This is a genomic window from Vibrio sp. VPAP30 (assembly GCF_001188205.1).
In the GTDB taxonomy this organism is placed as follows: domain Bacteria; phylum Pseudomonadota; class Gammaproteobacteria; order Enterobacterales; family Vibrionaceae; genus Vibrio; species Vibrio bivalvicida.
This window is the reverse complement of sequence record NZ_LBLS01000031.1, coordinates 27,529-51,436: the sequence shown is the minus strand read 5'-3', so window position 1 is coordinate 51,436 and position 23,908 is coordinate 27,529. Positions and strand designations below refer to the sequence as shown.

Genomic DNA, 23,908 nt, shown 5'->3' with positions numbered 1-23,908 from the left:
TTCCTCTGTTCCCCAACGGAGAAACAACGAACCTTTAAGCTATTTAATCTCCATAGCCTTCATATTTGTTGCCGCAGCGTTGTTGCCTGCACCTCTTCACCCTAATCACATAAAACACCTATGCTCATAGGGATGAATCGGCTTGTCTCCTAGCTGCAACAACAACTATTTTGGCTATGAAAGTACATTTAAACGAACGTTTAAGCCGCGATTTCAACCTTACCTTTTGCAACGCGTGCTTTGTATGATTTCACGCTCATGCGTTCATCTTCCATACACACACCGGTTGCTAGGTTAAAGCGTTGCTTCTTCAGTGGGCTTGCTACCCATAGTTGCTCGTCGTGTTCAACAATCAGGCCACGTGACAGTACATTTGACTGAAAAAATGGGTCCATATTGTTGATTGCAAACACTTCTTCAGTTGCTCGTGGGCGGAAGATAGCCACTTGCTCACCCTCAAATAGTGCGACTACGCCAGTGCCTGGGATGATGTCTTCGATGTTGCAAACTTTTGTAAATGCCATGATTTCTTCTCCCTTTAAACCACTTCTACGTGAAGGATGTCGCCTTTCGCTTCAGGATGTTTTTCAGTGAATGTTGCCGGGCGATGTTGCTCACGGCCATCTGTCACAAACATAACGTTGTCGTCACGCTCATCTGAGTTAATGAAATGAGCAAAGCGTTTTAGCTGCGTTTCGTCGTTGATGGTATCCGTCCATTCGCAGCGGAACTCTTCAACTAGTTTGGTAACGTCTGCTTCTAGTTGATCATTGATACCCAGTTTGTCTTCGATGATCACTTCACGTAGGTAGTCGATGCCGCCTTCTAGGTTCTCGAACCATACAGAAGTACGCTGTAGTGGCGCAGCCGTACGGATGTAGAACATCATGAAACGGTCGATGTATTTGATCAGTGTTTCTTGGTCTAGATCACCAGCAAGCAGTGTCGCGTGGCGTGGCTTCATACCACCGTTACCACACACGTACATGTTCCAACCCGCGTCTGTTGCGATAATGCCCAAGTCTTTACCTTGCGCTTCTGCACACTCACGAGTACAACCAGACACACCAAACTTCATCTTATGAGGAGTACGAATGCCTTTGTAACGGTTCTCGATCATCACGCCAAGGCCAACTGAATCTTGAACGCCGTAACGACACCAAGTAGAGCCGACACACGTCTTAGCCATACGCAGTGCTTTCGCATAAGCCTGACCCGTTTCATAACCCGCTTCGATTAACTTCTTCCAGATTGCAGGAAGGTCATCTTTCTGTGCCCCAAATAGACCGATACGTTGTGCACCTGTAATCTTGGTGTACAGGTTGTATTCCGCAGCAACATCTGCAAGTGCTGCAAGTGCTTGTGGCGTCACTTCACCACCAGCCATACGTGGAATCACAGAGTAGGTACCATCTTTTTGCATGTTACCTAAGAAGTTATCGTTGGTATCGTGCAGTTTAACCAGAGATGGCTTCAGAATATGGTCACCCCAGCAGGACGCAAGGATAGAGCCTGCTAGAGGTTTACACACTTCACAGCCGTAACCTTTACCGTGTTTCTCTAGCAATTCTTCATACGATTTGATTTCGCCAATACGTACTAGATGGAAAAGCTCTTGGCGAGAGTAAGCAAAGTGCTCACATACATCCGCTTTAACTTCAACGCCTGCTTTTTCAAGCTCAGCGTTTAGCACTGACGTGACAAGTGGGATACACCCCCCACAACCCGTGCCCGCACCGGTTACTGCTTTGATGTCGCCAATCGTGTGGTGACCTTGTGCAACGGCTTCAGCGATTTTGCCTTTTGTTACGTCAAAACAAGAACAGATAACCGCAGAATCAGGCAGAGCGTCGGCGCCTAGAGTAGGTTTCTCAGCCCCCGCATGTGCAGGTAGGATAAGTGCATCTGGGTGCTCCGGTAGGTCAATTTCATTGAGCATTAACTGAAGAAGATCGCCGTAATCAGAAGTATCGCCTACCATTACCGCACCAAGAAGCTTCTTGTTATCTTCAGATACGATTAAGCGTTTGTATACTTCCTGCTCTTCGTTCTGGTAAACGTAGCTCTTACAACCAGGAGTACGACCGTTAGCATCACCGATAGAGCCAACTTTCACACCTAGCAGCTTAAGCTTGGCAGACATGTCTGCACCTTCGAACTTGCTGTCGTTACCCACAATGTGGTCAACCGCAACCGTTGCCATTTTGTAACCTGGCGCTACTAATCCGTAGAAGGTTTCATTCCAAGAAGCACACTCACCAATCGCATAGATGTTCTCATCAGAAGTCTGACAGAAGTCGTTGATGGCGATACCACCGCGTGGCGCGACGTCTAGCTGCATGTCACGGGCAAGCTTGTCTTGTGGACGAATACCCGCGGAGAATACGATGAAGTCTGTTTCTAGCTCAGTACCATCAGCAAAGCGCATCACGTTACGAGCATCTCTACCCTCAGGAGCGATTTCAAGTGTGTTTTTACTGGTGTGAACCTTAACACCCATGCTCTCGATTTTTTGGCGCAGTTGATTACCACCCGCTTGGTCTAGCTGTTCAGCCATCAGTTTTGGTGCAAACTCAACTACGTGAGTTTCCACACCAAGCGCTTTCAGTGCACCTGCCGCTTCGAGACCAAGTAGACCGCCGCCGATAACCACGCCGACTTTACTCTTCTTCGCACACGCTTCGATCGCTTTTAGATCTTCGATAGTACGGTAAACAAAGCAGTCTTTACTTTCACGGCCCTTGATAGGTGGGACAAATGGGAATGAGCCAGTCGCCATAATCAGCTTGTCGTATTGAATTTCACGACCAGTACTAGAATGGACAATGCGTTTCTCACGGTTGACGTTAATTGCACGTTCACCAATCAACATGTTCACACCGTGCTTGTCGTAGAAACCTTCTTTAACCAAAGATAACTCGTCCGCTGTGTGGTGAGAAAAGTAAGAAGAAAGGTGGACACGGTCATAAGCGACACGCGGTTCTTCACAGAAAACAGTAATGTCATACTGGGATGCATCTGCCTTCTCTACTAAGTCTTCAATGTAACGGTGCCCTACCATACCGTTACCGATAACGACCAGCTTCAACTTGCTCATAATACTTCCTAAGGGTTAGGTTCTTTATCTGAGCCAATTGTTAATTGTGAAAGAAAATTAATACATGATGTAAATCAATTACAGAATTAAACTACCCTAAAGGGGTAGGAGCAGAAAATAACCACTTGATATATGTAATTATGTTACATTTAGGGTAATCACCTCTCATTCTTGCGTCACATTTCAACTCGCCTGTTTACAACTAGCAAGAATCTCAAATATTGACCGCAAATCGCTAGGATAAAGCTTGTCTTTATGGCTACCTTTCTGAATGGATACTTCCATCAAGAACGTAATCCAAACAATATGAGCAAAACCTATACAACTCATCGACTTACTAGAAACATCCCACACTCTTGTTGTGTACTATGTAACCTCTCATTTAAATAGCGTGATCTCTATTCAATTATTGCCTTGATTCCACCTATAAAAAGCATATGATGAGACTCATATTCAAGCTTTGGCATATTCTCATTTATTAGACAAAGGCAACAAGGATGGATCTAGACATTTTTAATCCTTCTCGGCAATTGCGCCGAGCCGTGTTGTTTTGGCTAAGTACGCTGTTAGCATTCATCTCAGCCTGTGTGACTGGCTATAATCTAGCTGTTGATCAATACAGCCCGCATCATTATATAGAAACTGCATTTGGGCTGCTTTCACTCTATATTGCCTATCACACCTACCACGAATCCATCTCTAAACCGTTTATTATTGCTTACGTATTTAGCCTGATAGGCGTGACTGGCTTAGCGACCTATGAATACCCACTTGAGTTTGGTGTTTTTATATGGGCCTGCCTTTTTCCGATAATGTTCTATCTGATATTAGGCCGACGTGCAGGTGTACTGGCTACTAGCATCGGGTTTATCGCACAAATAGGAATCATCTCTACTAGGCTTTGGAATGACGGAATCGAAGGCAATTCTCAACTTGCCATTAACTTTTCGCTCGCCTTTATTACCATTTGGCTCACTTCCCATGTTCTTGAAGTAAAAAGACGAGTTTCTGAAGCATCTTTAGGGCAACTTGCTTCTCGCGATGCGTTAACTGGTGTGTACAATCGTCATGCCCTTACCCATAATTTTGAGCGTTATCGCAATGAAAGCATTAAACTCCCTCTTTCACTTTTGATTCTCGATTTAGATTTTTTCAAAGCCGTTAACGATCAATACGGTCATGACGTAGGTGATACTGTTTTAATCCAAACAGCAGCGCTAATCGACGGGTTAAGTGAAGAGCATTTGGTCTATAGAATAGGCGGCGAAGAGTTTTGTATCGCTTTGCACAATACCTGTGTAAGAACAGCAAAAGAAAAAGCAGAGCAGATTCGTAATGCAATTGAAGGTTACGAGTTCAATGACAAGTCTGCCCCGATTTCTTTAACTGCAAGTATCGGGGTTTATCAGTGTGACCACTATGCCAACCTAGAAAGTGTCCTGAAAGAAGCCGATAAAGAACTTTATCGCGCCAAACAGAACGGTCGAAACCAAGTCATGGTATGCAACCGTCCATCCGAAACAGCATTGAATTTCTCTTAATTCTTAACTGTCGCTATCTTCTTCAAAAACCACATTATAGTTTTCTGTATACGTACAATGTGGTTGACGGCTACAAGTAAAAAAGCGCCGTCCTTTGTGTTCACCTTGGCTAGCAGTCTTAATCGTCATTGGGCTGCCACAGCGTTTACAAAAACGAATTTCCTTATCAGGTTCAATCAAATCTATGTGCGCAGCGAGAAGACGTCGTAAGCGACCCACTTGATAGCTGTGTTTAATGTTGGCTCCAATCAGTGGAACACCCGCAGATTTAGTTACATGAATCAGTAGTTTTTGTCTGTCGACTTTGCCTTTGTTAAGTTCTTTCCCATCATCTAGTTCAATCGCAACTCTCACCTCTAAGGTGCGCGGGTCACACACAACATAGTCGAAATAGCTTTTAGAAATGCGATTACTCGCAATAAACCACTGCTTTTTGTCCGTCGCGAGAGGCGTAACCACATTGGATAAATTCACCTTACTCATTACCACACCGTGCTGACCAACTGCAGTAATTAGAGCGTTGTAAAAAGCCGATTCTTGGGCATTTAGCAGAGGTCCCTTCTTTTTGTAAGCACTGTCTTTCAACTCATCTTGATTAAGATAGCGTCTTTGAATCACAACAAAAAAAATAACCAATATGGCGACAACAATAAAAACACTTTCCATTGGCGTTTCAAATTACCTTAAATGAGTTCAATTCTTTGATTATTCGGTATTATACACAGAGGGCAATAAACGGTTAGCGTTTTTGAGATGTGTGTTTCGGTAACTCAAGTTTAATGACGACTCTTTCATCGGGTTTAATTTGATTAAAGCTTTCTCCCCAATGCTTCCTAACAAGTTGATCAATCAAGCCTGTCTCTTTGGCTTTTTGTAATGCTCTTTCGATAATGGGCTGATAGCTAGCCATATTTGCTGAGAGGTAAAACTTGAAATCACGGTCGTAAACAAGCAGAAGTCTTTTCTCGATGGCTAAATGTGGATTTTGCTTCGCTTCTGCCCCAATCTCGTTCATACCTCGCGGAAAATAGTTTACATCTCCGGCAGTGCTGAGTTTTCCGTAAAGTGTTCGCCACTCGCCATCTTCTTGATAGACCTTTAATCCATTTTGTTTCCACACATCAACATCAAACCAGTTGACGCCCAAGCCTGCCACCAGCTTGGAACTCTGTAGATCTTTGAGCGTATTAATACCCTTGAGTCTTGCTTGAAGCGCGGGAGGAATGAGCATAACGCGCTTGCCGATAAGCCCGTTGGTAAGGGGAACATTGACTGCAAGGTATTTTTGGTCTCTTTCAGGCGTCGCGAGCAGCCACGTAAGGCTCAGTTGGCCGCTTTCAACCATCCTAATTACCCGCTTTTGCGGTATGTGTTCACTAGGGACGGTAATTGTTACTTTATAACCTTGTTTAGTGAGCGCTTCAAATAGAAGCTCATGATAAAAATGATGCCCATCGTCAAGCTGTGAGGCTAAGTTAAGGGTAATTGACTGTTTGGCAAAAGTTTGACTAGCTAAGACAAATAGCAATAGACTCAGAAATCTCATCCCTCCTCCTTATTTATAGTTAGCCACTATCTCTTGATACAAAGTTCTTCCACTCTCTCCGATAGTTTGTTTGATGGTATCGATACCCTGCTGAAGTTGCTGAACCAAATCACTGTTTGTTTCTAAATTAAATGCAAAATAGAGGTCTCCTTCACTCAGTACATAGACCGCTTCATACTCATCAGTATTGTAACCACCGCGTTTAAGCCACCATTTAGCAACATTTTCTTCATACGCCCATAAGTCTATGCGATCTTTGACAAATTGGTTGGCGAGTGTCTCTGGTACTGAGCTTTCAACCATAGAATCTCTTGGAACTCCCAATTCCAATAGTAGTTGTTCACCCACATCATCGCGAATAACGCCGATACGATATTGGGCAAGAGCCATAGGCTGGCTAACAGTGATATTTCTACTTTTCTTAGCCAATACCACAATTCGAGTTTTGCTGATCGGCCCAGCCCATTGGAAGATATGTTCTCTAAGCTGAGTTCTCGTCGTTGAAAATAGGACGGTGTCTGGTTTAATCAATGCACTTCGATACGCTCTCGGCCAAGGCTGTACTTGGATTGACTCTAGTTTGACCTGACTCTTAGCTTGCTCACTCGCAGACCTAAGCACATCTATAGCTATGCCTTCGACACCTTCTCCTTGGTCAAAATTATAGGGGGGATACTGTTCCGTCAGATAGCTCAGTTCATTTAGTTCTACACTATGAGAAACTTGTAAAAATGAGCCATAACTGAGTAAAAATAATATTAAAAGTCGCATAAGACGACCTCAAGTCATTAGTTTATAGCCTATAAACAAATGTAGAGGTCGTACACAATTCCGTCTAGGTAATTAGATAGATTAATTAACAGCTTTCCGGTAAGTCCTTTCCGGACGACCTACCGAACCATAGTTTAGGTCGGCTTCAAGTTCACCAGTGCTGATAAGGTATTCTAAATAGCGGCGAGCTGTCGTTCGACTTGCGCCAATCTGTTCTCCCGCTTCGTCAGCAGTCAAGTCTCGCTTAGCAACAAACAGTGCTTTGATCTTATCTAGAGTTACCCCGTCTATACCCTTGGGTAACCGTTTTTTTGACGATTCACTTGTGCTAGGGGCTTGTAGCATTTTATCAACGATATTTTGATCTAAGTCGTTGGCATGAGTAAGTTGTTGCTTTTGATGTACATACTTTTCTAAAGCAGCTTCTAAGCGAGGAAAAACGACGGGTTTAAGTAAATAGTCAACGACCCCACCTCGCATTGCCTGTTGCAAAGTATCAACATCTCTCGCCGCGGTGATCAAGATCACGTCGCAGCTTAGGTTCTTACTCCGGAGATCTTGCAGTATTTCCAAGCCTGTACCATCTGGAAGGTAAACGTCTAACAACAGTAGATCGGGTTGAAGTATGTCTAGTTGTATGTTTGCCTCAAGTTTGCTGGTCGCGATACCTATCACTTCATAGCAGCCTATCTGCTCCAGATAACGTTGATGCAATTGAGCAATGGCGAGATCATCTTCAATGATCATTACCCGAGTTACTCTCGTCATATCTGTTCATCCTTAGGTAGATACACTGTCATTCTTGCACCATGATTTTTGTTATTCGTCATCTCTAGCTCACCAAGGTAACGAGTTGCAAGCTGATGGATTAGAAACAAGCCTACACCACGCGTTGATGCGTCCTTACTCGAAACACCTCGTTCAACCAATTCGGCTGTACTGATGTTGTCAGGCAAGCCGCAGCCTTGATCCACAACTTCTAGTATCACTTCGTTGCCATAATCGCTTATCGAAACTTCAACGACTCTCCGGACGGATGGAAACAGTGGGTCGCCCATAATTGCCTCTCTAGTGGCATCAAAAGCGTTATCGATCAAATTGCCTAGTATCGTCACCAAATCTTCAGGATTTATGCACTTTGGCAATGGTTCCAGACGCGAACCCTCTTCAACTACTAACTGTATACCCAACTCACGTGCTCGCTCCGTTTTTCCGAGTAGCATCCCCGCAATCAAAGGCTCTTTTATCGTCTCTCTCAAGAATTCAATTAATACCTGATAGTGCTCTGTTTCTTGGCCTATGAGATACTGAACTGCTTCAAGTTCTCCCATTTGCACCATGCCGCTGATAGTGTTTAGTTTGTTTCGGTGTTCATGAGTTTGCGAACGAAGCATTTCGGCATACTCTTTCGTTTTCGCTAGCTGTTCTGTCAGCTCTGTTAGGTCATCTCGTCGTCGGAAACTCGATACCGCACCCACCACCTTACCATCAACAATGATCGGGCTTCTGTTGGCAATTAAACGCTGATTGTTTAAATAAAGGTTGATGTCGTGATCGGTGCGAGCAGTTGAAATAACAGTATGCAGATCGCTTTCTGGTAAAATCTCACTGAGAGGGCGAGCGAGACTTTGCTCCTTGCTCAAGTTTAGAATTTGACAAGCACTGCGGTTAATCGAACGCAACTTACCTTGGTCATCTATGGTAATGATCCCTTCTTTGAGCGTCTCTAGAGTCACATCAAGTTCTACGTAAAGACGCCCTATCTCTTCAGGTTCAAAGCCTAAAATGGCTCTTTGAAATCGGCGTGAAGCATAGCTAGATACGATCGCATTTGCGCCAACGACAACAAATGTCATCAACACGAGGAAAATGATAAAGGGCTCTATTCGATCCTGCAGGCGGTCTAGCAAATAACCAACGGAAACGACACCTATGATGTCACCTTGGTCGTTGAACACGGCAGTTTTGCCACGTACGGAGTAACCTAGCGAACCTTCAGCAACCGATATATACGCTTCGCCACCAATCAGGGCACGTTCATTATCACCACCTTTCATTGGCTTACCAATGCGCTCATCCAACGGGTGCACCAAACGAATCCCGTTTTTGTCGCCAATTACAATAAACGCTGCGCCAATCAGGTGAGTTAAACTTCGGTAACGTTGTTGGCTCTCATCATCGACACCGTTTTCAATGGTACTAATGACATAGGGAGATTTAGCAAGAAATGACGCAACACCAAGGGCCTGATTCCCCATTTCATCTTCTTGAGCCTGTTTAATATAGATGAATCCCGCAGCAACCAGAATCAACAGTTCAATCAAACCTGATAGCGTCATGATAATCAGCATCCTTTTACGAAAGCTGATACTACTCCATTTCATACCTTCTCCTTAGTACAAGGCAGAATAACATTCGTATAACATCACCTCGATTGCTTGTTGATTAAACTGTGAAGCTTACAAAATTAATTTATTCTCGTCGGTTATTACGCAACCGCTGCTTATTCTGCAAACGATTACTTTTAGATCTAGTTAGAAAATCCACATATAAAACCAATGGAATAAGCGACATTGATCACACTAAATTTAGATTATTTTTTGTACTAAATGGTCGTAAATTTCGTATAATTAGTGAACACAGAGAAATGTGTAGAAACGTTTAAACTGACTGCCAAACTCGATATAACAAACACATAATAATTTGGCAGCCTAATTGTCAGAGGGAAATACGATGAAACGGGACGTTTTCGGTATTTGTTTATCTAAGGGTATGCTGTCGAATAACCTATCAAGTACTTTTACGCACGTAAGGGCTTACCAAAAGTCTGAAGAAAGCGAGGATGTTACAGTGCTACATGCATTCCCGCAAATGTCTGGTCAAGAAGTGTTGATCAACATGAAAGAAACACAACGACTTTTGTGGCGTGCTGAATTCATATGCTCAGGCATGAAATAATTATGCTTTGAATGCACCAAAGAGGGAAGCCACCGCGCTTCCCTCTTTTTTATCAACTGGTTGTGTGACTTTGTGCTTGCCTTAGTTGAGTCAAATACCTGATCCAGCTTTTTGCTTGCGCTGATGGTTCGACACTGTTTGCGCGCTTGGCTTCGATTAAGGCTTGCTCTAACTTGCCTAACTTATAAAAAGCTCGGGCTTTAGCCAGTGCCACCTGCACCTTCCTACCCTTAACTTTATCCAGTACACCCAACGCAGGTTGATAGTAGCCTTGCTGAACCATAAGTTGAGCAACATTCCATTGGTATTTCGAATCATGCTTAGCGGCCAACTCCCATACATCTAAAGCTTTATCCCACTCTTTCGCAAGCTGCCAATACGTAGCCTGTTCAGACAGTAACTGGGCATCTGTATCAGCATGTTCAAGCTCGCTAACTTCAATCGCAGCACGCTCTGGCACACCTCTCTTAACATATAATTGAGCAAGCATGCGACGATCACTTTGACTTAATTCGAGCTTGTTTAGCTTAGCCAAAGACAAGGTATCTAACGCGTCGTGGCCTTTACCAACTCGCAATTGCAAGCTAGCCAACTGTCTCCACCAATTGACTTTATCAGGTTGCAATACAATCAACTGTTCCAAAGTAGGAATCGCCTGTTTCCATTTCTTTAACTGGATCTGAGCGCCTAGTTTGAGAGACAAAGGTTGGAGGCGGTTTTGTGAGTTAACCTTTAGATGCGCATTTGCAGCAGGTATAACTTTCGACCATTGTGCTAATTGGTAGTGAGACTGTGCTATACGTAGCCAAATATCGTCAACGTTCTGCGTTTCGGGTACGGATTTTTGCAATACATAGTAGTGATGGAGAGCTTGCTCAAACTGTTGTTCGTTAAGGTAAAGGTCTGCCAGCATTCGCTCTGTAATCCAACCTTGCTCATCTTGTAACAAACCGCTCGCTACTGCCTTTTCTAGGTGTTTAATCGCCAGTTTGGTGTCTCCATCTTGCCAGTAGAATACACCGAGCATCCGTGCGACAAAAGCTTGGTCATAGTCTCTCGCAACCTCGAGTTCCTTGAGTAAAGTAATGGCTTGTTTAACCTGCTCTTCTTGCACCAGTTCATGCGCCTTTTGGACTCTGGTTGCCGTGTACTGACTAAGCTCTTGACTAGCCGAAGCCCCCGAAGCGAACAGCAGAGAGACAATCAATAATCGTTTAATCATTTCGGTATCTTAAACTCCACAGTCACTGTTTGGCCAGGCTGAGCAACAGCGCTACCATCAACAACTTTAGGTTGGTACTTCCATTTCTTGAGTGCTCGAATCGCCTCGCGTTCAAACATACGCTTAGGATTCGCCTCGGTGACTTCAACATCAACAGGCCTGCCGGTCGGGTCAATAGTAAATGTCATAATTACGTAGCCTTCAGCGCTACGCTTCAATGCTTTTGTCGGATAGCGTGGTTCAACGCGATACAGTGGCATCGCCTGTTGATTGACACCAAAATCACCAAAACTTGGGGCACTGATAGCCAATCCTTCGATAGCAGTATTTAGCCCCAGTACTGATTGTGCGACCGGTGATACCTGAGTCAGTTCAGTATTTGTTTGTGACATTGTCGTCTGCTGTGGAACTTCAGGTGCTTTAGGCTGTTCTGGAACAGAGCGTTGACGACGCTGTACATCTTGTTCGTTTTCCACCATCACCATATTAAAACTAAGCGCTTCGCTAGGTTCAGGTGCACGCCGATGATTTATATCCACCATCCATGCCATGAAGCTAAAAATAGCCACAACACAAGACAGAGCTATCGGAGTGGCAATGAGCAATCGACCCACTAGATTTTCTCCGCCGCCAAAGCAATATTCTTAACCCCTGCCCCTTTTGCGGCATCCATCACTTTCACAACGGTGCCACTATAGGCATGCTCATCAGCTTGTATTACCAGAGCAGCATCGGGATTATCGAGCATAAGATGCTCCAGAGTCGCTTCAACACGTTCTACATCCACCATGCGTTTGTCGATATAGATATCATTGGCTGATGTTATGGCAACAAAAATTCCCGCCTCTTTTTGACTCACAACATTTGAAGCCGTTGGTCTGTTAACTTCAACACCAGATTCACGAACAAATGAGCTAGTGACGATGAAAAAGATCAGCATGATAAATACGATATCAAGCATAGAAGTGAGATCCACTTGAGCTTCATCTTGTTTAGCATGGCGTCGACCGAGTCTCATTGTTGACTCCTTAAAGATTTTTCCAATTTAATTTCTTTCATTTGGCACACCTTGACCAAACGCGCATGACAGAACATGCCTGTTAGCGCTGCGACCATGCCTGCCATTGTTGGTAGGGTCGCCAATGAAATACCTGAAGCCATAAGTTTCGGGTCACTGCTGCCTTGATTGGCCATAACATCAAACACTGAAATCATGCCTGTCACCGTACCTAGCAAACCAAGCATAGGGCAGATCGCCACCAGCACTTTAATAAGATTGAGGTTCTGATTTAGCATGGCATGCGCTTCAGACAGCCAACCTTCACGGATTGAACGTGCATACCAAGAATGTTGATCACTGCGATGCTTCCAAGTATCAACCCACTGGTTTCTTTGTTTTGGAAACTGAAACCACAGAAAAACAATACGTTCAACGATCAACAACCAGCTAACCGCGACCACAGCCGACAACCACCAGAGTACCTGGCCACCTTGCTGCATAAAATCTTGTAGCGAAATCAACCCGTTGCTTGTAGCAATTGCATGAGGAAGAAGCGTGAAGATCGCGTCCATTACGCTGCTTTCTCTAAACTGTTTTCACTCATAGCGTTTTGTTTTTCCGCCTGCTGAGCAACCAGAGCAATACCTTGTTTTTCTAGGATGTTACGAATGCTCTCGGCTTGAGAGCTAAGAATATTGTGTGCCAGCAACAATGGCATTGCAGAAATCAGACCGAGTACAGTCGTCACCAGTGCCATGGAGATCCCCCCAGCCATCACTTTAGGGTCACCATTACCAAACTGGGTGATCACTTGAAAGGTTTCTATCATGCCAGTCACAGTGCCAAGCAAGCCCAACATTGGAGCCAATGCTGCGAGCAACTTCAGCATAGAGAGACCTTTTTCTAGGCCCGCTTGCTCATCCACGATCGCTTCCAGAAGACGAAGCTCTAGTGCTTCAACTGTCTGTTTTTTCTCTTTACTGTACACGGCTAAAACGCGACCAAGAGCGTTATCGGCCGGCGTTAGAGGCGTTTGCAATTGTTTACGAATCTGTTGTCGCGCAATAGACAAACTCACACCACGAACCAAGGATATAATCAGACCGATAGTCAGAAGCCCAAGAATAATTTTTCCTACAACGCCCCCCGCCTGAAGCCTATCCATCAGGCTTGGAGTGAGCGCCAATTGTTCAAGCATAATGCCACGCGAAGGGTCGACAACAAGGTTTGTTCGCTCGCCACTTAACAATCCCGCGATAGACGATGTTGTTGGCCCATTTTCTGGCTGCTTGATGTAAGCCGTTGCGTCTTGTTTAGTTCCGTTCCAATTTAGGTAGCCTTGCTCACCAACCAAACCGAAAGCACCAAGGCGTTGCGCTGTCACATCTTGAGTGAGTCCTTCACCATCGACAAATTTAACTTGAGTCGACTGTATCTGACCGGTCGCCTTAATTTGTTCTTCTAAAGCAGACCATAGTCCTGTTAATTGAGCCAGAGAAGGTAGCTTGGTTGCAGCAACAATCTCTTTAATGACACCAGAGTAGGTTTGAGCACCCGCTCCGGTTACTGAATGAGAAAGCTCAGTTTCAAGCTCTTTGGCATGCTGGCGTACAACACCAAAGACTTCACCTAGGCTTCCCGTTTCAAGACGCAGCTTTTCTTCAAGTCGCGCTAGTGTGTCTTCGTTTTGGCTAAACTGGGCAGCCAATCGATCGTTTTGTTGCTGTAACGTTTCTCTTTGTTGAATCAGTTGAGCTTTTAAAGCGGCTAGTCCACGCTCGGTTTGCTTAAAACCTGATTCACGTTGAATGTTATGCTGTTTTTGAACTTTCGCGTCAGCTTTGGCCGGAGAAGCTAAATCAGCCGCAACGCTGTTAAACGAAATAGCGCTAAATGCAATTAAAGAAGTAATCAGTGTACGTTTCATTATTTTGCCTCCGCGACTTTTAAGGAGACAGGAAGAGTAATCAGGCTTGGTGCTGTTTGTTTCGCCGCTATACTAAACGCTTTGTCTAGATCCGCCTTAAGAGAACCATCTACATCTAACCATTGCTCAGACTTTTGATCCCAAGACCAGAACTTAGTGCCGTTTAAGCTACGTGCGACTAACGAAATACGACCTAAATACAGAACATCTGCCTCTCTGTTTTCACCGTTAAGCGCAATTTGGCCCTGATACAAACCGAGCTTGGTGCCGTAATCTAATTCGATTTGATAGGCCTCTAAAATGCGGCGATACTTTTCAGCATCACTGACGTCTGCTCTAGTCATCATTGAGTCAAGCTTAGCGATCCGTTGTTGGCGTTGTTCGAACTTGATCGGTGCATCATCAGCAAGGCTCTCTTTTAGCCCATCGACCATTTGATACATCAAGGGAACAATACCTTGGCGTGTAGACTTAATCTCTTCTATCTGGCTATCTAAACTTGCGACCTCTTTAGCTTGGCTTGCAACCAAGGCAGTCAGGTGATCGCGATACACTTTTAGATTTTTCACTTCTTCTTCAAGCTGTTCAATTTCCGCTTTTAAAGTCAGCGTTTTTTCAGCGCTGAAGTCAATACGCTTTTGGCTTGAAGCTGAAGCTGCATTAGTTTTGTTCTGGATAGATTGAGCTGAATCAAGGCTGTTCGCCAGGGTGTTCGATGCTGAAGTAGCAAGGAGAAGTGCCAAGCTAGTTTTAATTAAATTCATAACGGCTATTGTTCACTGATGCGATATACGATTGAGAAACACTCTCATTTACACTCGCGACATAGTACCGCGATTGAGCAAAATTGCAATTGTCCCTACACTTTATACAAAAACCGGGGAAAGGCTAAGCCCTTCCCCTAATATAACTCGAGTCATTTATCGACTTTCGTTGTTAATATTTGATTTGTAACGTTGCCATGTAATTACGGCCTTCACCAATGACGACACCCTGAGCGTAGTTGTGCTTAGAAGAGGTTGTACCGCCACCACCTAAATATTCAGTATCGAACACGTTTGCAACCGTTAAGCGCGTAATCATATCTAGGTTTTCATCGTATCTATACGTGTGTGCCACTCCCATATCTATCCGAGTGTAACCTTCTTTTTTGAAGGTGTTGGCATCATCACCGTAACGAGAACCTTCGTATATAACCCCTACATTGAGGTCTACGTCATTCGTCGCAGCGTAGTTAGACCATACACTTGCTGCAAACTCTGGCACGTCTACAGGACGGTTACCTGCGTAGTTTTCGTGGTTTTCTATCTTAGCATCCAGGTACATTGCCGACCCCGTTAGCGATAGTTTATCTGTTACAAATCCTTGTGCTACTAGTTCAGCGCCGCGATGAACCTGTTTACCGCTTTGAGTTTTTGTCCAGTCGCCAGAGCTTGCATCTTCTACGTCCATACTTATGTTGTCTTTAGTGATGTCGAATACTGCACCAGAAACAAATAGACGATTATCTAGCAATTCCCACTTAGTACCTAGCTCATAAGATTTACCAAGTGCGGCATCGAGCATTGCGCCATCATTAGTATAGGTTCGACTTCCGCTTGAAACGACGCCCTGAGGCTCGAAGCTCTCAGAATATGAGACATAAAGACTACCGTTGTCCGCTGGATGGAAGATCACCCCCAATTTAGGTGACACATTCTCTTCGGCAACACCATTTTCGACTTTGCGATCAAATCGGAGTCCTGCTAGTACCTGCCATTGCTCACTAAGGGTGACTAAATCTTGTGCATAGAAGCCCCAAGTATCGTAGCTTGAGTGGCTAACTTTGTCCTTACCACTATATGTAGGCACACCTACTGACTCACCTGGTGATACATCTTGGCTGTTAAAACCTTTTTGATTGCGGTCGTAGCTATAACCTAGCCAATTTGAACCTAATAGAAGTTGATGACTCATACCCGCAAGCTCAAGGTTACCTACGAGATCGACGTAACCGGTTCTGAAACGCCACTTGTCGTTACGGTTGCTTCCTCCGTGCCCTACTGTTCCACTTGAGTCTAGCTCCGAAAAGTCAGGGTAGCTCTCGATATCGGTACGTTCAAAGTCTTGATAATTGAACCCTGTATTAACTGCCCACACATCCGAAAGGTTAGCGCTAACATTGAAACCGATATTTTCAACATCATTTTCAATCTTTGACCACTGCGCATCCCAAATATGCTCTGCACTACCTACACGCTGGCCGTCGAGATTATAAAGCGCGCCAGAGTCAACGCTGCCATTGTCATTGGTTTTATCGTAGTGGAACGAAACCGTAACATCATCATTGATGTCATAGTCTACAAACAAGCCAGCAACTAAACGTTCTGTTTGAGGTTTTGAACCGTCACCATATGTTCGCCATGAGCTGTAACTCTCTTTTGAAACCACAGTGCGCGCTCTTAGTGATTCGTCATCATTAAGGGCACCACTTACATCAACCATAGTACGTGAACGGTCATTGGAGCCTACGTCTTGACTAACGTTGACTTTGGTATCATAAGTTGGTTTCTTCGCCACCATGTTTATCAGGCCGCCAGGTGCTGACACGCCATATAGCAAACCAGAAGGCCCTTTAACCACTTCTACCCGCTCAAGCAGTTCAACTGGTTGGCGGTAATGTGACCAGTGCTGGTGACCGTCACGTAGAAACCCCGAAGAACTTTGTACTTCGAAACCGCGCAACGAGAAGCGCTCACGGTTGCGACCAGTGCCACCAGCACTTACGCTGGCATCATTCTTTAAAACTTCGCCAAGAGTACTTGCACGTTGCTCATCAATAAGCTGCTCATCAATAACAGCAATCTGCCCCGGAGTTTCTAACTGTGAAGCTTCCATGCGCATTGCTGTTGAGTTAGTGTCAGCCTTGTAGCCGTAGTCACGTCCCTCTATCATCATGTGCTCATCAGTATTGATCTTCTTCGCTACCACTGCAGGAGCCGCCAACACAGCGCCGATTACTAACGCCAACTGACTCTTAGTGAACATATTTTTCTCCGAATATTTCTTACAGAGCCTCATCGCTCTGTTGAGTTTTTTATAACGAAGCGAAATATAGGTGATAACCAATATCATTTGCATTAAATTTACATTCTTTGCATTCCTAATCGGTCAACCAATAAAAAAGCGAACACCTAGGATGTTCGCTTACAATCTTGCGGGATTTAAAACTCAAACCGGGACAATCAACTCAACTCTTAAGCCCCCTTGCTTACGATTCGAAGCACTCACTTCCCCTTTTAGTAGGTTGATCGCCTCTTTTACTATCGCGAGGCCCAGGCCGTATCCGCCACTCTGTTTATCTCGTGCTGCTTCTAAGCGGGTGAAAGGTCTGAATATCTCTTCAAGTTGAGCCTGAGCAATTCCAGGACCGTTATCTGCCACTTCTATACACACCGAACGATCAGATTGATCAGCGCGTTCATAAATCGACACCTCAATTCGTGCATTCTCACCAGCATATTTAATCGAGTTAGAAATTAGATTGCTAACACAACGCATCACCAAGCGTTCGTCTGTCATCACCACTGGTATCGCTGAGCCAGTATAGATAGTTAGCTTTTGTCCATTTCTTAGCTCAAGACGGCTCTGATCAACCTGAGTTGATAACAAGCTCTCTAAACAGATTGGGCTTACCTGCGCTTCGTAACGAGAGTTCTCTAGGCGGCTAAATTCAAGAATTTCTCCAACTAACGCATCCATCTCATCGACTTCTTTTTCTAATCTTTCAACCAGCGGTATTTCTGACTCAGAAGATTTCGCACGCAGTAAATGGAGAGCCAGATTTTGCCTTGCTAACGGAGTTCTCAATTCATGAGAGACATCTCGAATAAGTCGGCGCTGCCTTTCTGCTATAGCGTGAATTTCATTAGTCATATTATCGAAGTCATGGGCAAGGTCATTAAACTCACGGGTGTTTGATTGAAGCTCTTCGACAACCTTTACCTTAAAATCTCCCGAGGCGAGACGACGGCTTGCTTCCCGAAGACGATCAAGGGGCATCTGCAATTTTCTGGCAAAGATCAACGAAAACAACAGCAATATCGCAATCACGATAATGACCTTACTGATCGAAAAATAGGCGATAAATCGATGGGCTGGGTGCAATTGACTGGGCAACTGTACAACCAGTGTGTTTCCCTTGCCTAGTCTGACTCCGATAAGAGGTTTATTCACCCTTTCATCTAGAAGATCATCCATTTCTCTGAGGAACCTTAGTTTAAATTCGAAGTGCGGATGCATCTGACGATGGGATAACGGTTGCTTTTCGTCATTTAGCACAAACAAGTAATAAGGCTGCGCATTTGCCCAATCGGCTAAATCGTCCATGTCTCCATCTTCGATTAGCACCTTGGCTTGGTGCGCTAGATTCTGAATATCTTGCTTTACCTCTAGCGGCACTTTTAGCATCGTCTTGATCAGTGCTTGCTCAGCCAAGGCTTGCAAAATCACTATTGATATAATGACGGTGGACATATAACTAAACAGTTGAAAAACCAGGGTATCTTTTCGCTTAACGAGGCTTGGTACGCGTACAGGCCCAATCATAGAACTACCCTACATTTTCGACAAAGCTATACCCTTTGCCTCTGATTGTTTTAATGTGCTGTTTTGACAATCCCGCTTCCACAAACTTGCGTCTCAAATTGCTGACGTGCATATCGAGATTGCGATCAAACGGACTCAATTCTTTCTTCAGCACTTCTATTTGCAGCTCGGCTTTAGAGACAACAATGCTCTCTCGATTAATTAAATAGTTGAGTAAATCTGCCTCTGTACTTGTCAGAGGCAAATTTGAGACTTTCGATGCCGAACCAGCAAAGGTGATACATTGGTTTTGGCGCTGTTTTTCTAATCCAACCCGACGGAAGATTGCCTTGATTCGTGTAAGGAGTTCAGGAACTTTGAACGGTTTTGCAATGTATTGATCGGCACCCGACTGGTATCCATCCAAAATAGATTCTTCGTCATTGAGCGCCGTAAGCATTAAGATTGGCGTAGCAAAGCGTTGGCATATCTTGCGTGCGACTTGCATACCGCTTAACTTCGGAAGCATGACATCAAGTAGTACCAAATCAACAGGCTTTTTCTCTATATATTTGAGTGCCGTTTCACCACAATGAACGCTTTCAACACTATAACCTTCTGCGATCAGCACATCTGAAAGCAATTCACACAACTCAATATCATCATCTACAACTAAAATACTCGACATGAGAACAACAGTACAATTGAAAAGTGTTCGCATTCTAATCTTAACCCCATAACAACACAACGTTCCCTTGTTTAATTGGGGGTAAAAAAGTGCCCTACTTTCGCTTGGCAACCCCCAAATGCCAAGCTGCGCCTAACAGGCTTTTAAGTTTTACCTTAGTTGCACGCCAATGTGTTGAAGGCGTTCTAGGAGCAGTGTCCATCAAGTGCTGGTAAACTTGCTCATTGAATTCAACTTGGCCACCGTGGGCAACCAAAAGGACTTTGGGGTTTAGACGATAAACACGCTTTAGTGAAGCTTTGTATTTGTTCGGGTGAAAAATCGGGAAAGGAGAAATAAGTTTTTGCTTAACTTCGACCATAAGGTCAGCAACGTACAAGATATCTCGCTCAACATTGTGTAACGAGAGATCTCGGTCTGTATGACCAGGAGTTTCTAATACTTTCCAATCTTCAAAATTGGGGATGGCATCGCCATCGCTGAGCTCAACATCCGCATTGAGCCTTCTCGAATACCATAAGTTGCGCTTAGGTTTGCGTTTACGATTTGCCACCCATCGTGCTAGCGCTATGTCAGTTAGATGCATCAAAAAGCCATCTACCCCGGAATACCAATCTTTCTCTCTTTTTGCAGAAATTATCTTGCATCCGGTGAATTCACGAAGTTTATGAGCTGCCCCCGCATGGTCTGGGTGCATATGAGTCACTACTACCGCAGACAAATCTGTGAAGGGTCTTTGAAGTTCATGAGTGATAAACTTCTTGATATAAGAAATATCAGCTCTAGATGCCCCATCAAGCAGCATCAGTTTATCTGTATACTCAGCTAAGTAGATCTTTTGAATATAACCATCAAGGGAGTGGATTTTCACAGCGCAATTCTTTTAACAAACCATTTACATTTCAATGTAACAAGGTTTGCCTACATTAGCAGAGTATTGACTCTAAAATGTGAACTTTGATTTCCTACGCGCTGTCAATCTCGAGCAATATAGTGCAACGGGATTATAAATGAGCGCTATCTGACGTCACTCATTCATTGCATTCAACTGTTTCAATACCCTAGGGTTTAAGCATAACAAGTCCCGTTTTTTCAGAAACCTGCTTAACGACCTTATTCACTTCACTCGCAATGAATGACAAGGCTTCCATCTCTTGCTCAGTAAAAGGGTGAAGAAGAATCGACTCCGCACCATTTTTTCCTACCACAGTAGGTAGACTCAATACCACGTCTTTAAGACCGTACTCCCCTTGAAGTAAAGTAGCAACAGGTAGAACAGAGCGCTCATCAATCATAATCGACTGGATAATACGAAAAACACTGGCCGCTATGCCATGAGTAGTATTGTGCTTTCGCTTAAAGATCTCATAGCCAGCTTGTTTCACTAATTCAAGTAGCTCATCAGCACAGATCCTTTCTATATGATGCGTATCGCAGTAGAAGTCAGCGGGTTGACCCGCAATCGAAATAAGGCTTTTAGGTGTAAAACAATGGCTACCGTGCTCACCGAGTACATAGCCAAAAACGTTTTTGGGATCGAGGTTGACACGATTTGCCACAATACTCATCAGACGGGCTGTATCAATCACACAACCACTGCTGATCACTTTAGAACGAGGGAAAGTTGTGTTTGTCGCAACGAAATGAGCAACCACATCACATGGGTTACTGACGATAATTAGTGTTGCATTAGGCGCTACGCGCTCGACTTGCTTTGCAATATCTACACCGATGCGACTATTAATTTCCGCAAGATCAATACGAGTCTGACCCTGCTTAATTTGTGCACCGGCAGTAATAACAACGATGTCTGCACCAATCAGAGTCAAGTAATCATCGGTTGGTATTAAATGTGTATTTTTTGAAAATGTCAGGGCTGAAGTATGTCGAAAATCAAACACTTCTCCCTCTGCGCGTTGCAAGTCTTTGTCAAGCAATACCAATTCACTCACACTGCCGAGTGTGAGGAGATAATTACACACTCCTACACCGACTGAACCTGCACCAATAACACCGATCTTCATTTATCTTTCCCTGTAAGCATTACCTCTTAACTTTGGATTGTACTAACAACTTCATCAATAATTCCAATTTAATTTCGCACTCAAAATAAATATTAGCATATACTGTCATTGCAATTTCGAAACCTAGTTTCTTCCTTTAAACAATCGTCCATCGGTTCGATAGAAAATCAGCGCAAGCAAAATGAGGCTGCAACCAATCAATTTATTGCGCGACAGTTGTTCTCCGTACCAAAGAATACTGAGAATGACCGTCCAGATTGGCTCTAGCAACATGATCAGTGCGGCATTGGCAGGGTTGCACCCTTTCTGCCCCAAAGTTTGCATGACATATCTAAGGCTTGTCGCAAGCAGTGCGCTTAACGCAAACCATCCCCATATGGAAGTTTCAACGCTTTCCGGGATGGTTTCAAATATCAAGGAGGCGACCAGTGCAAGCACTCCGGTCACGAACAGTTGAATGCATGTCAACATAAGAACAGGGACTTTTTGCGCCAACTTACTATTTACATTAAAGTGAAGCGCCAACAGACAGGCATTGGCTAAAAACCACAGCTGTCCTGCAGAGCTTTTCCACCCATCCGTTAACGACAGCATTGCTAAGCCCGCAATGGCTATAGGCATAGAAACCCAAAAAGCCCTTTTAGGACGCTCTTGATAAAGAACCCAGGCAATAATCGGCACGATAATCATAGACAGGCTAACGATAAAGGCACCTTCACCTAGGGTCTCGCTAATAGAAATCGCATAGACCCAAGTAAGCAGAGCCAAAGCAAGAATGCTCCCACCTCCTATCGCCTGCAATAAAAGTTGAGTGGTCAGGTCTCTAAAGCGCTTGTAGCATAAAGGTAATAGACATATCGAAGCCACAAGAAAGCGCAGCCCAACAAAACCAAATGGAGGGAGACCTTGTATTGTCTCTTTAGAGAAGATCCACCCTAACCCAGCGAGAGCGGTAGTTATAAATAGGATCCAAGCAGCTTTACGTTCAGCGTTCAATTTAACTCTCTCTATGGTCTATCGACCTATCTATTTTATTATTAATATCTGACTGATAGTGTCAGATTTGGACTACAATGGCTATGAATTATCTATCCAAAATTCTCGCTAAAGAGTAATCTGTTCCCTTTCCATCATAGAGAATAACCATATGATTATTGTTGGGCATCGAGGTGTCGCAGGACACTACCCTGAAAACACTAGATCGAGTATTGAAGCAGCAATTAAGCTTGGTTTGGAATGGGTTGAGGTCGATATCCAGCCAACAAAAGATAACCACTTAGTTATTTGTCACGATCATACTATTAATAGATGCAGCGATGGTGTTGGACGTTTGGATTCATTAACGCTAGAGCAACTTAAGCAGTATGATTTTGGCCAGTGGTTTGATAAGCGTTTTAGCCATGAGTCAATTTTGAGCTTATCAGAATTGCTGCAAATGAGCGCCGAGCACAACTTAAAGCTTAATCTTGAGATTAAAATCGATAGACACGACCCACAGTTCGTATGCCAACGACTTAAGCAGCAACTCAAAGAGGCAAAGGTTGATCCCCACCAGATTGTTATTTCAAGCTTTAGCCATCAAATCATCCATCAACTTTATCAACAGTTGCCGCAATACAAAATTGGTGTTCTTTGCAATCGCCTTGATAGCAAGACTAAACAGCTGCTAAAGCAAGTAGGCGCGTTCAGCTGTAATATCAACTATCGTTGGGCCAACAAACGACTGGTAGAACACTTAAAAGCGCAGGGTTACCAAGTGTGGAGCTATACCGTCAACAACCCAGGCTCGTTAAAACATCTGCCAAACCTTGATGCTATTTTTAGTGATTACCCTGAACGATTCCTTTAGTCTCCTCTCCTTCTTTATCCAGTGTTATTCGAAACTACTGTATAACACTGAATAACTTATTCTGTTCTAGCTCACATTTTTGTCGATTCCCTCTCTACATCAAATTTCGCCTAAAAACGAATAAAACCCATAAATACAACGTATTACACCAGCAGCATCAGAAGTGCCAGCAATTTTCTGCTTAAAAGCTGCACAAAAATGCTTGCTATCGCCATCAATAAAATCTACTGTATAGACATACAGCATGTACGTAAGGACAGTAATTATGATTCAGGCACATACTCAAGCTCACACGTTCTCTAAATACAATGTTTTGGCTCAACCTACGGTACCAATGAGCATTGATAACACAACGCTAAGTCGCCTAGCTGGTCTTTCAGGGCAGCAACAATGGATCTTGTTTACTGCAGAGTGCCCTCGTCCAGATTATGAGCAATTTGCTTCTTATCATGTTAGCTGTAAAAAGATCATTCAAATGAAGCCATCGCAAAAACAGTCTGAGTTTGAGATCGTCAAAAAAGCGATTGAATCCGGTAACGCAAGTGCCGTAATCGCATCTAACAATATCCCTATGATCGAGCAAAGCCTGCTGCGCGTTCATGGCAAACAGTTCCAGTGCGAAGTCTTTTTCGTTGAGGGCAGATTCAACCAGTACCACTAATAAGCTCAACAAATTCACTGTCTTTTCGCCTCTCTTTAACCGAGGGGCCTTTTCTTTT

23 protein-coding genes are annotated in these 23,908 nt (G+C 44.0%); 4 read left to right on the top strand and 19 right to left on the bottom strand.

The genetic code is table 11. The features are described 5' to 3' along the window. Positions 1-200: 200 nt before the first annotated feature. Entirely contained in the window at positions 201-524 is a 324-nt protein-coding gene (nirD, locus tag ZX61_RS13815; protein WP_004745192.1) for a nitrite reductase small subunit NirD, read from the bottom strand. A 14-nt stretch (positions 525-538) separates the two neighbouring features. Further along, on the bottom strand, positions 539-3,097 hold the full coding sequence (nirB, locus tag ZX61_RS13810; RefSeq protein WP_049845213.1) for a nitrite reductase large subunit NirB: 2,559 nt from the start codon (positions 3,095-3,097) through the stop codon (positions 539-541). A gap of 497 nt (positions 3,098-3,594) precedes the next feature. Between nirB and ZX61_RS13805 the strand changes: the two genes are divergently transcribed. Then, positions 3,595-4,638, top strand: coding sequence for a GGDEF domain-containing protein (locus ZX61_RS13805; protein ID WP_049845212.1), 1,044 nt, complete (start codon positions 3,595-3,597; stop codon positions 4,636-4,638). A gap of 3 nt (positions 4,639-4,641) precedes the next feature. Here ZX61_RS13805 and ZX61_RS13800 read toward each other — a convergent pair whose 3' ends face one another. From ZX61_RS13800 to ZX61_RS13780, 5 genes are all read right to left on the bottom strand, one after another. Further along, entirely contained in the window at positions 4,642-5,304 is a 663-nt protein-coding gene (locus ZX61_RS13800; RefSeq protein WP_049845211.1) for a DUF2726 domain-containing protein, read from the bottom strand. Positions 5,305-5,377: 73 nt separating this feature from the next. Continuing rightward, positions 5,378-6,184, bottom strand: a complete 807-nt coding sequence (locus tag ZX61_RS13795) for a hypothetical protein (RefSeq protein WP_049845210.1) — start codon at positions 6,182-6,184, stop codon at positions 5,378-5,380. Between the two features lie 9 nt (positions 6,185-6,193). After that, entirely contained in the window at positions 6,194-6,955 is a 762-nt protein-coding gene (locus ZX61_RS13790) for a substrate-binding periplasmic protein (protein ID WP_049845209.1), read from the bottom strand. Positions 6,956-7,036: 81 nt separating this feature from the next. Then, positions 7,037-7,723 (bottom strand): response regulator, encoded by a 687-nt coding sequence (locus tag ZX61_RS13785; protein WP_049845208.1) that lies wholly within the window; start codon positions 7,721-7,723, stop codon positions 7,037-7,039. Beyond that, the gene (locus ZX61_RS13780; RefSeq protein WP_049845207.1) at positions 7,720-9,339 is read right to left on the bottom strand and encodes an ATP-binding protein; all 1,620 of its coding nucleotides are present in this window, start codon (positions 9,337-9,339) and stop codon (positions 7,720-7,722) included. Before ZX61_RS13780 ends, ZX61_RS13785 begins: the two co-directional genes overlap by 4 nt. A gap of 349 nt (positions 9,340-9,688) precedes the next feature. On the opposite strand from ZX61_RS13780, the gene ZX61_RS13775 reads away from it, so the two are divergent. Beyond that, a complete protein-coding gene (locus tag ZX61_RS13775) occupies positions 9,689-9,913 on the top strand; it encodes a hypothetical protein (RefSeq protein ID WP_049845206.1) in 225 nt (74 codons plus the stop codon). Positions 9,914-9,965: 52 nt separating this feature from the next. Here the strand turns inward: ZX61_RS13775 and ZX61_RS13770 are convergent, their stop codons facing one another. From ZX61_RS13770 to ZX61_RS13715, 12 genes are all read right to left on the bottom strand, one after another. Next, positions 9,966-11,135 (bottom strand): hypothetical protein, encoded by a 1,170-nt coding sequence (locus tag ZX61_RS13770; RefSeq protein WP_049845205.1) that lies wholly within the window; start codon positions 11,133-11,135, stop codon positions 9,966-9,968. Next, positions 11,132-11,749 carry an energy transducer TonB gene (locus ZX61_RS13765; RefSeq protein WP_049845204.1) on the bottom strand — a complete coding sequence of 206 codons (618 nt, stop codon included), beginning with the start codon at positions 11,747-11,749 and terminating at the stop codon, positions 11,132-11,134. The genes ZX61_RS13770 and ZX61_RS13765 overlap by 4 nt, the downstream gene beginning before the upstream one ends. Continuing rightward, positions 11,749-12,153 (bottom strand): ExbD/TolR family protein, encoded by a 405-nt coding sequence (locus ZX61_RS13760; protein WP_049845203.1) that lies wholly within the window; start codon positions 12,151-12,153, stop codon positions 11,749-11,751. Before ZX61_RS13760 ends, ZX61_RS13765 begins: the two co-directional genes overlap by 1 nt. Further along, complete coding sequence (locus tag ZX61_RS13755) at positions 12,150-12,707, bottom strand: MotA/TolQ/ExbB proton channel family protein (RefSeq protein ID WP_049845202.1); 558 nt, start codon at positions 12,705-12,707, stop codon at positions 12,150-12,152. Before ZX61_RS13755 ends, ZX61_RS13760 begins: the two co-directional genes overlap by 4 nt. Further along, positions 12,707-14,062, bottom strand: a complete 1,356-nt coding sequence (locus ZX61_RS13750; RefSeq protein ID WP_049845201.1) for a MotA/TolQ/ExbB proton channel family protein — start codon at positions 14,060-14,062, stop codon at positions 12,707-12,709. The genes ZX61_RS13755 and ZX61_RS13750 overlap by 1 nt, the downstream gene beginning before the upstream one ends. Then, positions 14,062-14,826, bottom strand: a complete 765-nt coding sequence (locus tag ZX61_RS13745; protein WP_049845200.1) for a DUF3450 domain-containing protein — start codon at positions 14,824-14,826, stop codon at positions 14,062-14,064. The genes ZX61_RS13750 and ZX61_RS13745 overlap by 1 nt, the downstream gene beginning before the upstream one ends. A gap of 172 nt (positions 14,827-14,998) precedes the next feature. Next, positions 14,999-17,089 carry a TonB-dependent siderophore receptor gene (locus ZX61_RS13740; RefSeq protein WP_049845199.1) on the bottom strand — a complete coding sequence of 697 codons (2,091 nt, stop codon included), beginning with the start codon at positions 17,087-17,089 and terminating at the stop codon, positions 14,999-15,001. A 183-nt stretch (positions 17,090-17,272) separates the two neighbouring features. Beyond that, positions 17,273-18,649: a histidine kinase sensor domain-containing protein gene (locus ZX61_RS13735; RefSeq protein ID WP_049845198.1), complete on the bottom strand. Its 1,377-nt coding sequence runs from the start codon at positions 18,647-18,649 to the stop codon at positions 17,273-17,275. Positions 18,650-18,653: 4 nt separating this feature from the next. Further along, positions 18,654-19,316 (bottom strand): response regulator transcription factor, encoded by a 663-nt coding sequence (locus ZX61_RS13730; RefSeq protein WP_049845265.1) that lies wholly within the window; start codon positions 19,314-19,316, stop codon positions 18,654-18,656. Positions 19,317-19,410: 94 nt separating this feature from the next. After that, on the bottom strand, positions 19,411-20,187 hold the full coding sequence (locus ZX61_RS13725) for an MBL fold metallo-hydrolase (RefSeq protein WP_049845197.1): 777 nt from the start codon (positions 20,185-20,187) through the stop codon (positions 19,411-19,413). 190 nt (positions 20,188-20,377) lie between these two features. Next, positions 20,378-21,340, bottom strand: a complete 963-nt coding sequence (locus ZX61_RS13720; protein ID WP_049845196.1) for a lactate/malate family dehydrogenase — start codon at positions 21,338-21,340, stop codon at positions 20,378-20,380. 123 nt (positions 21,341-21,463) lie between these two features. Continuing rightward, on the bottom strand, positions 21,464-22,336 hold the full coding sequence (locus ZX61_RS13715; protein WP_049845195.1) for a DMT family transporter: 873 nt from the start codon (positions 22,334-22,336) through the stop codon (positions 21,464-21,466). Positions 22,337-22,487: 151 nt separating this feature from the next. On the opposite strand from ZX61_RS13715, the gene ZX61_RS13710 reads away from it, so the two are divergent. Next, complete coding sequence (locus ZX61_RS13710; protein WP_049845194.1) at positions 22,488-23,189, top strand: glycerophosphodiester phosphodiesterase family protein; 702 nt, start codon at positions 22,488-22,490, stop codon at positions 23,187-23,189. A gap of 265 nt (positions 23,190-23,454) precedes the next feature. Beyond that, complete coding sequence (locus tag ZX61_RS13705; RefSeq protein WP_049845193.1) at positions 23,455-23,850, top strand: hypothetical protein; 396 nt, start codon at positions 23,455-23,457, stop codon at positions 23,848-23,850. Positions 23,851-23,908: the final 58 nt, after the last annotated feature.

Excerpts from the sequence above, each read along its gene's own strand:
- ZX61_RS13705 (WP_049845193.1), top strand. The coding sequence starts at position 23,455 with ATGATTCAGGCACATACTCAAGCTCACACGTTCTCTAAATACAATGTT.
- ZX61_RS13780 (WP_049845207.1), bottom strand. The coding sequence starts at position 9,339 with ATGAAATGGAGTAGTATCAGCTTTCGTAAAAGGATGCTGATTATCATG.
- ZX61_RS13730 (WP_049845265.1), bottom strand. The coding sequence starts at position 19,316 with ATGTCGAGTATTTTAGTTGTAGATGATGATATTGAGTTGTGTGAATTG.
- ZX61_RS13720 (WP_049845196.1), bottom strand. The coding sequence starts at position 21,340 with ATGAAGATCGGTGTTATTGGTGCAGGTTCAGTCGGTGTAGGAGTGTGT.
- ZX61_RS13750 (WP_049845201.1), bottom strand. The coding sequence starts at position 14,062 with ATGAAACGTACACTGATTACTTCTTTAATTGCATTTAGCGCTATTTCG.
- ZX61_RS13785 (WP_049845208.1), bottom strand. The coding sequence starts at position 7,723 with ATGACGAGAGTAACTCGGGTAATGATCATTGAAGATGATCTCGCCATT.
- ZX61_RS13770 (WP_049845205.1), bottom strand. The coding sequence starts at position 11,135 with ATGATTAAACGATTATTGATTGTCTCTCTGCTGTTCGCTTCGGGGGCT.
- nirB (WP_049845213.1), bottom strand. The coding sequence starts at position 3,097 with ATGAGCAAGTTGAAGCTGGTCGTTATCGGTAACGGTATGGTAGGGCAC.
- ZX61_RS13800 (WP_049845211.1), bottom strand. The coding sequence starts at position 5,304 with ATGGAAAGTGTTTTTATTGTTGTCGCCATATTGGTTATTTTTTTTGTT.
- ZX61_RS13805 (WP_049845212.1), top strand. The coding sequence starts at position 3,595 with ATGGATCTAGACATTTTTAATCCTTCTCGGCAATTGCGCCGAGCCGTG.
- ZX61_RS13740 (WP_049845199.1), bottom strand. The coding sequence starts at position 17,089 with ATGTTCACTAAGAGTCAGTTGGCGTTAGTAATCGGCGCTGTGTTGGCG.
- ZX61_RS13735 (WP_049845198.1), bottom strand. The coding sequence starts at position 18,649 with ATGATTGGGCCTGTACGCGTACCAAGCCTCGTTAAGCGAAAAGATACC.
- ZX61_RS13760 (WP_049845203.1), bottom strand. The coding sequence starts at position 12,153 with ATGAGACTCGGTCGACGCCATGCTAAACAAGATGAAGCTCAAGTGGAT.
- ZX61_RS13790 (WP_049845209.1), bottom strand. The coding sequence starts at position 6,955 with ATGCGACTTTTAATATTATTTTTACTCAGTTATGGCTCATTTTTACAA.
- ZX61_RS13745 (WP_049845200.1), bottom strand. The coding sequence starts at position 14,826 with ATGAATTTAATTAAAACTAGCTTGGCACTTCTCCTTGCTACTTCAGCA.
- ZX61_RS13755 (WP_049845202.1), bottom strand. The coding sequence starts at position 12,707 with ATGGACGCGATCTTCACGCTTCTTCCTCATGCAATTGCTACAAGCAAC.
- nirD (WP_004745192.1), bottom strand. The coding sequence starts at position 524 with ATGGCATTTACAAAAGTTTGCAACATCGAAGACATCATCCCAGGCACT.
- ZX61_RS13710 (WP_049845194.1), top strand. The coding sequence starts at position 22,488 with ATGATTATTGTTGGGCATCGAGGTGTCGCAGGACACTACCCTGAAAAC.
- ZX61_RS13795 (WP_049845210.1), bottom strand. The coding sequence starts at position 6,184 with ATGAGATTTCTGAGTCTATTGCTATTTGTCTTAGCTAGTCAAACTTTT.
- ZX61_RS13775 (WP_049845206.1), top strand. The coding sequence starts at position 9,689 with ATGAAACGGGACGTTTTCGGTATTTGTTTATCTAAGGGTATGCTGTCG.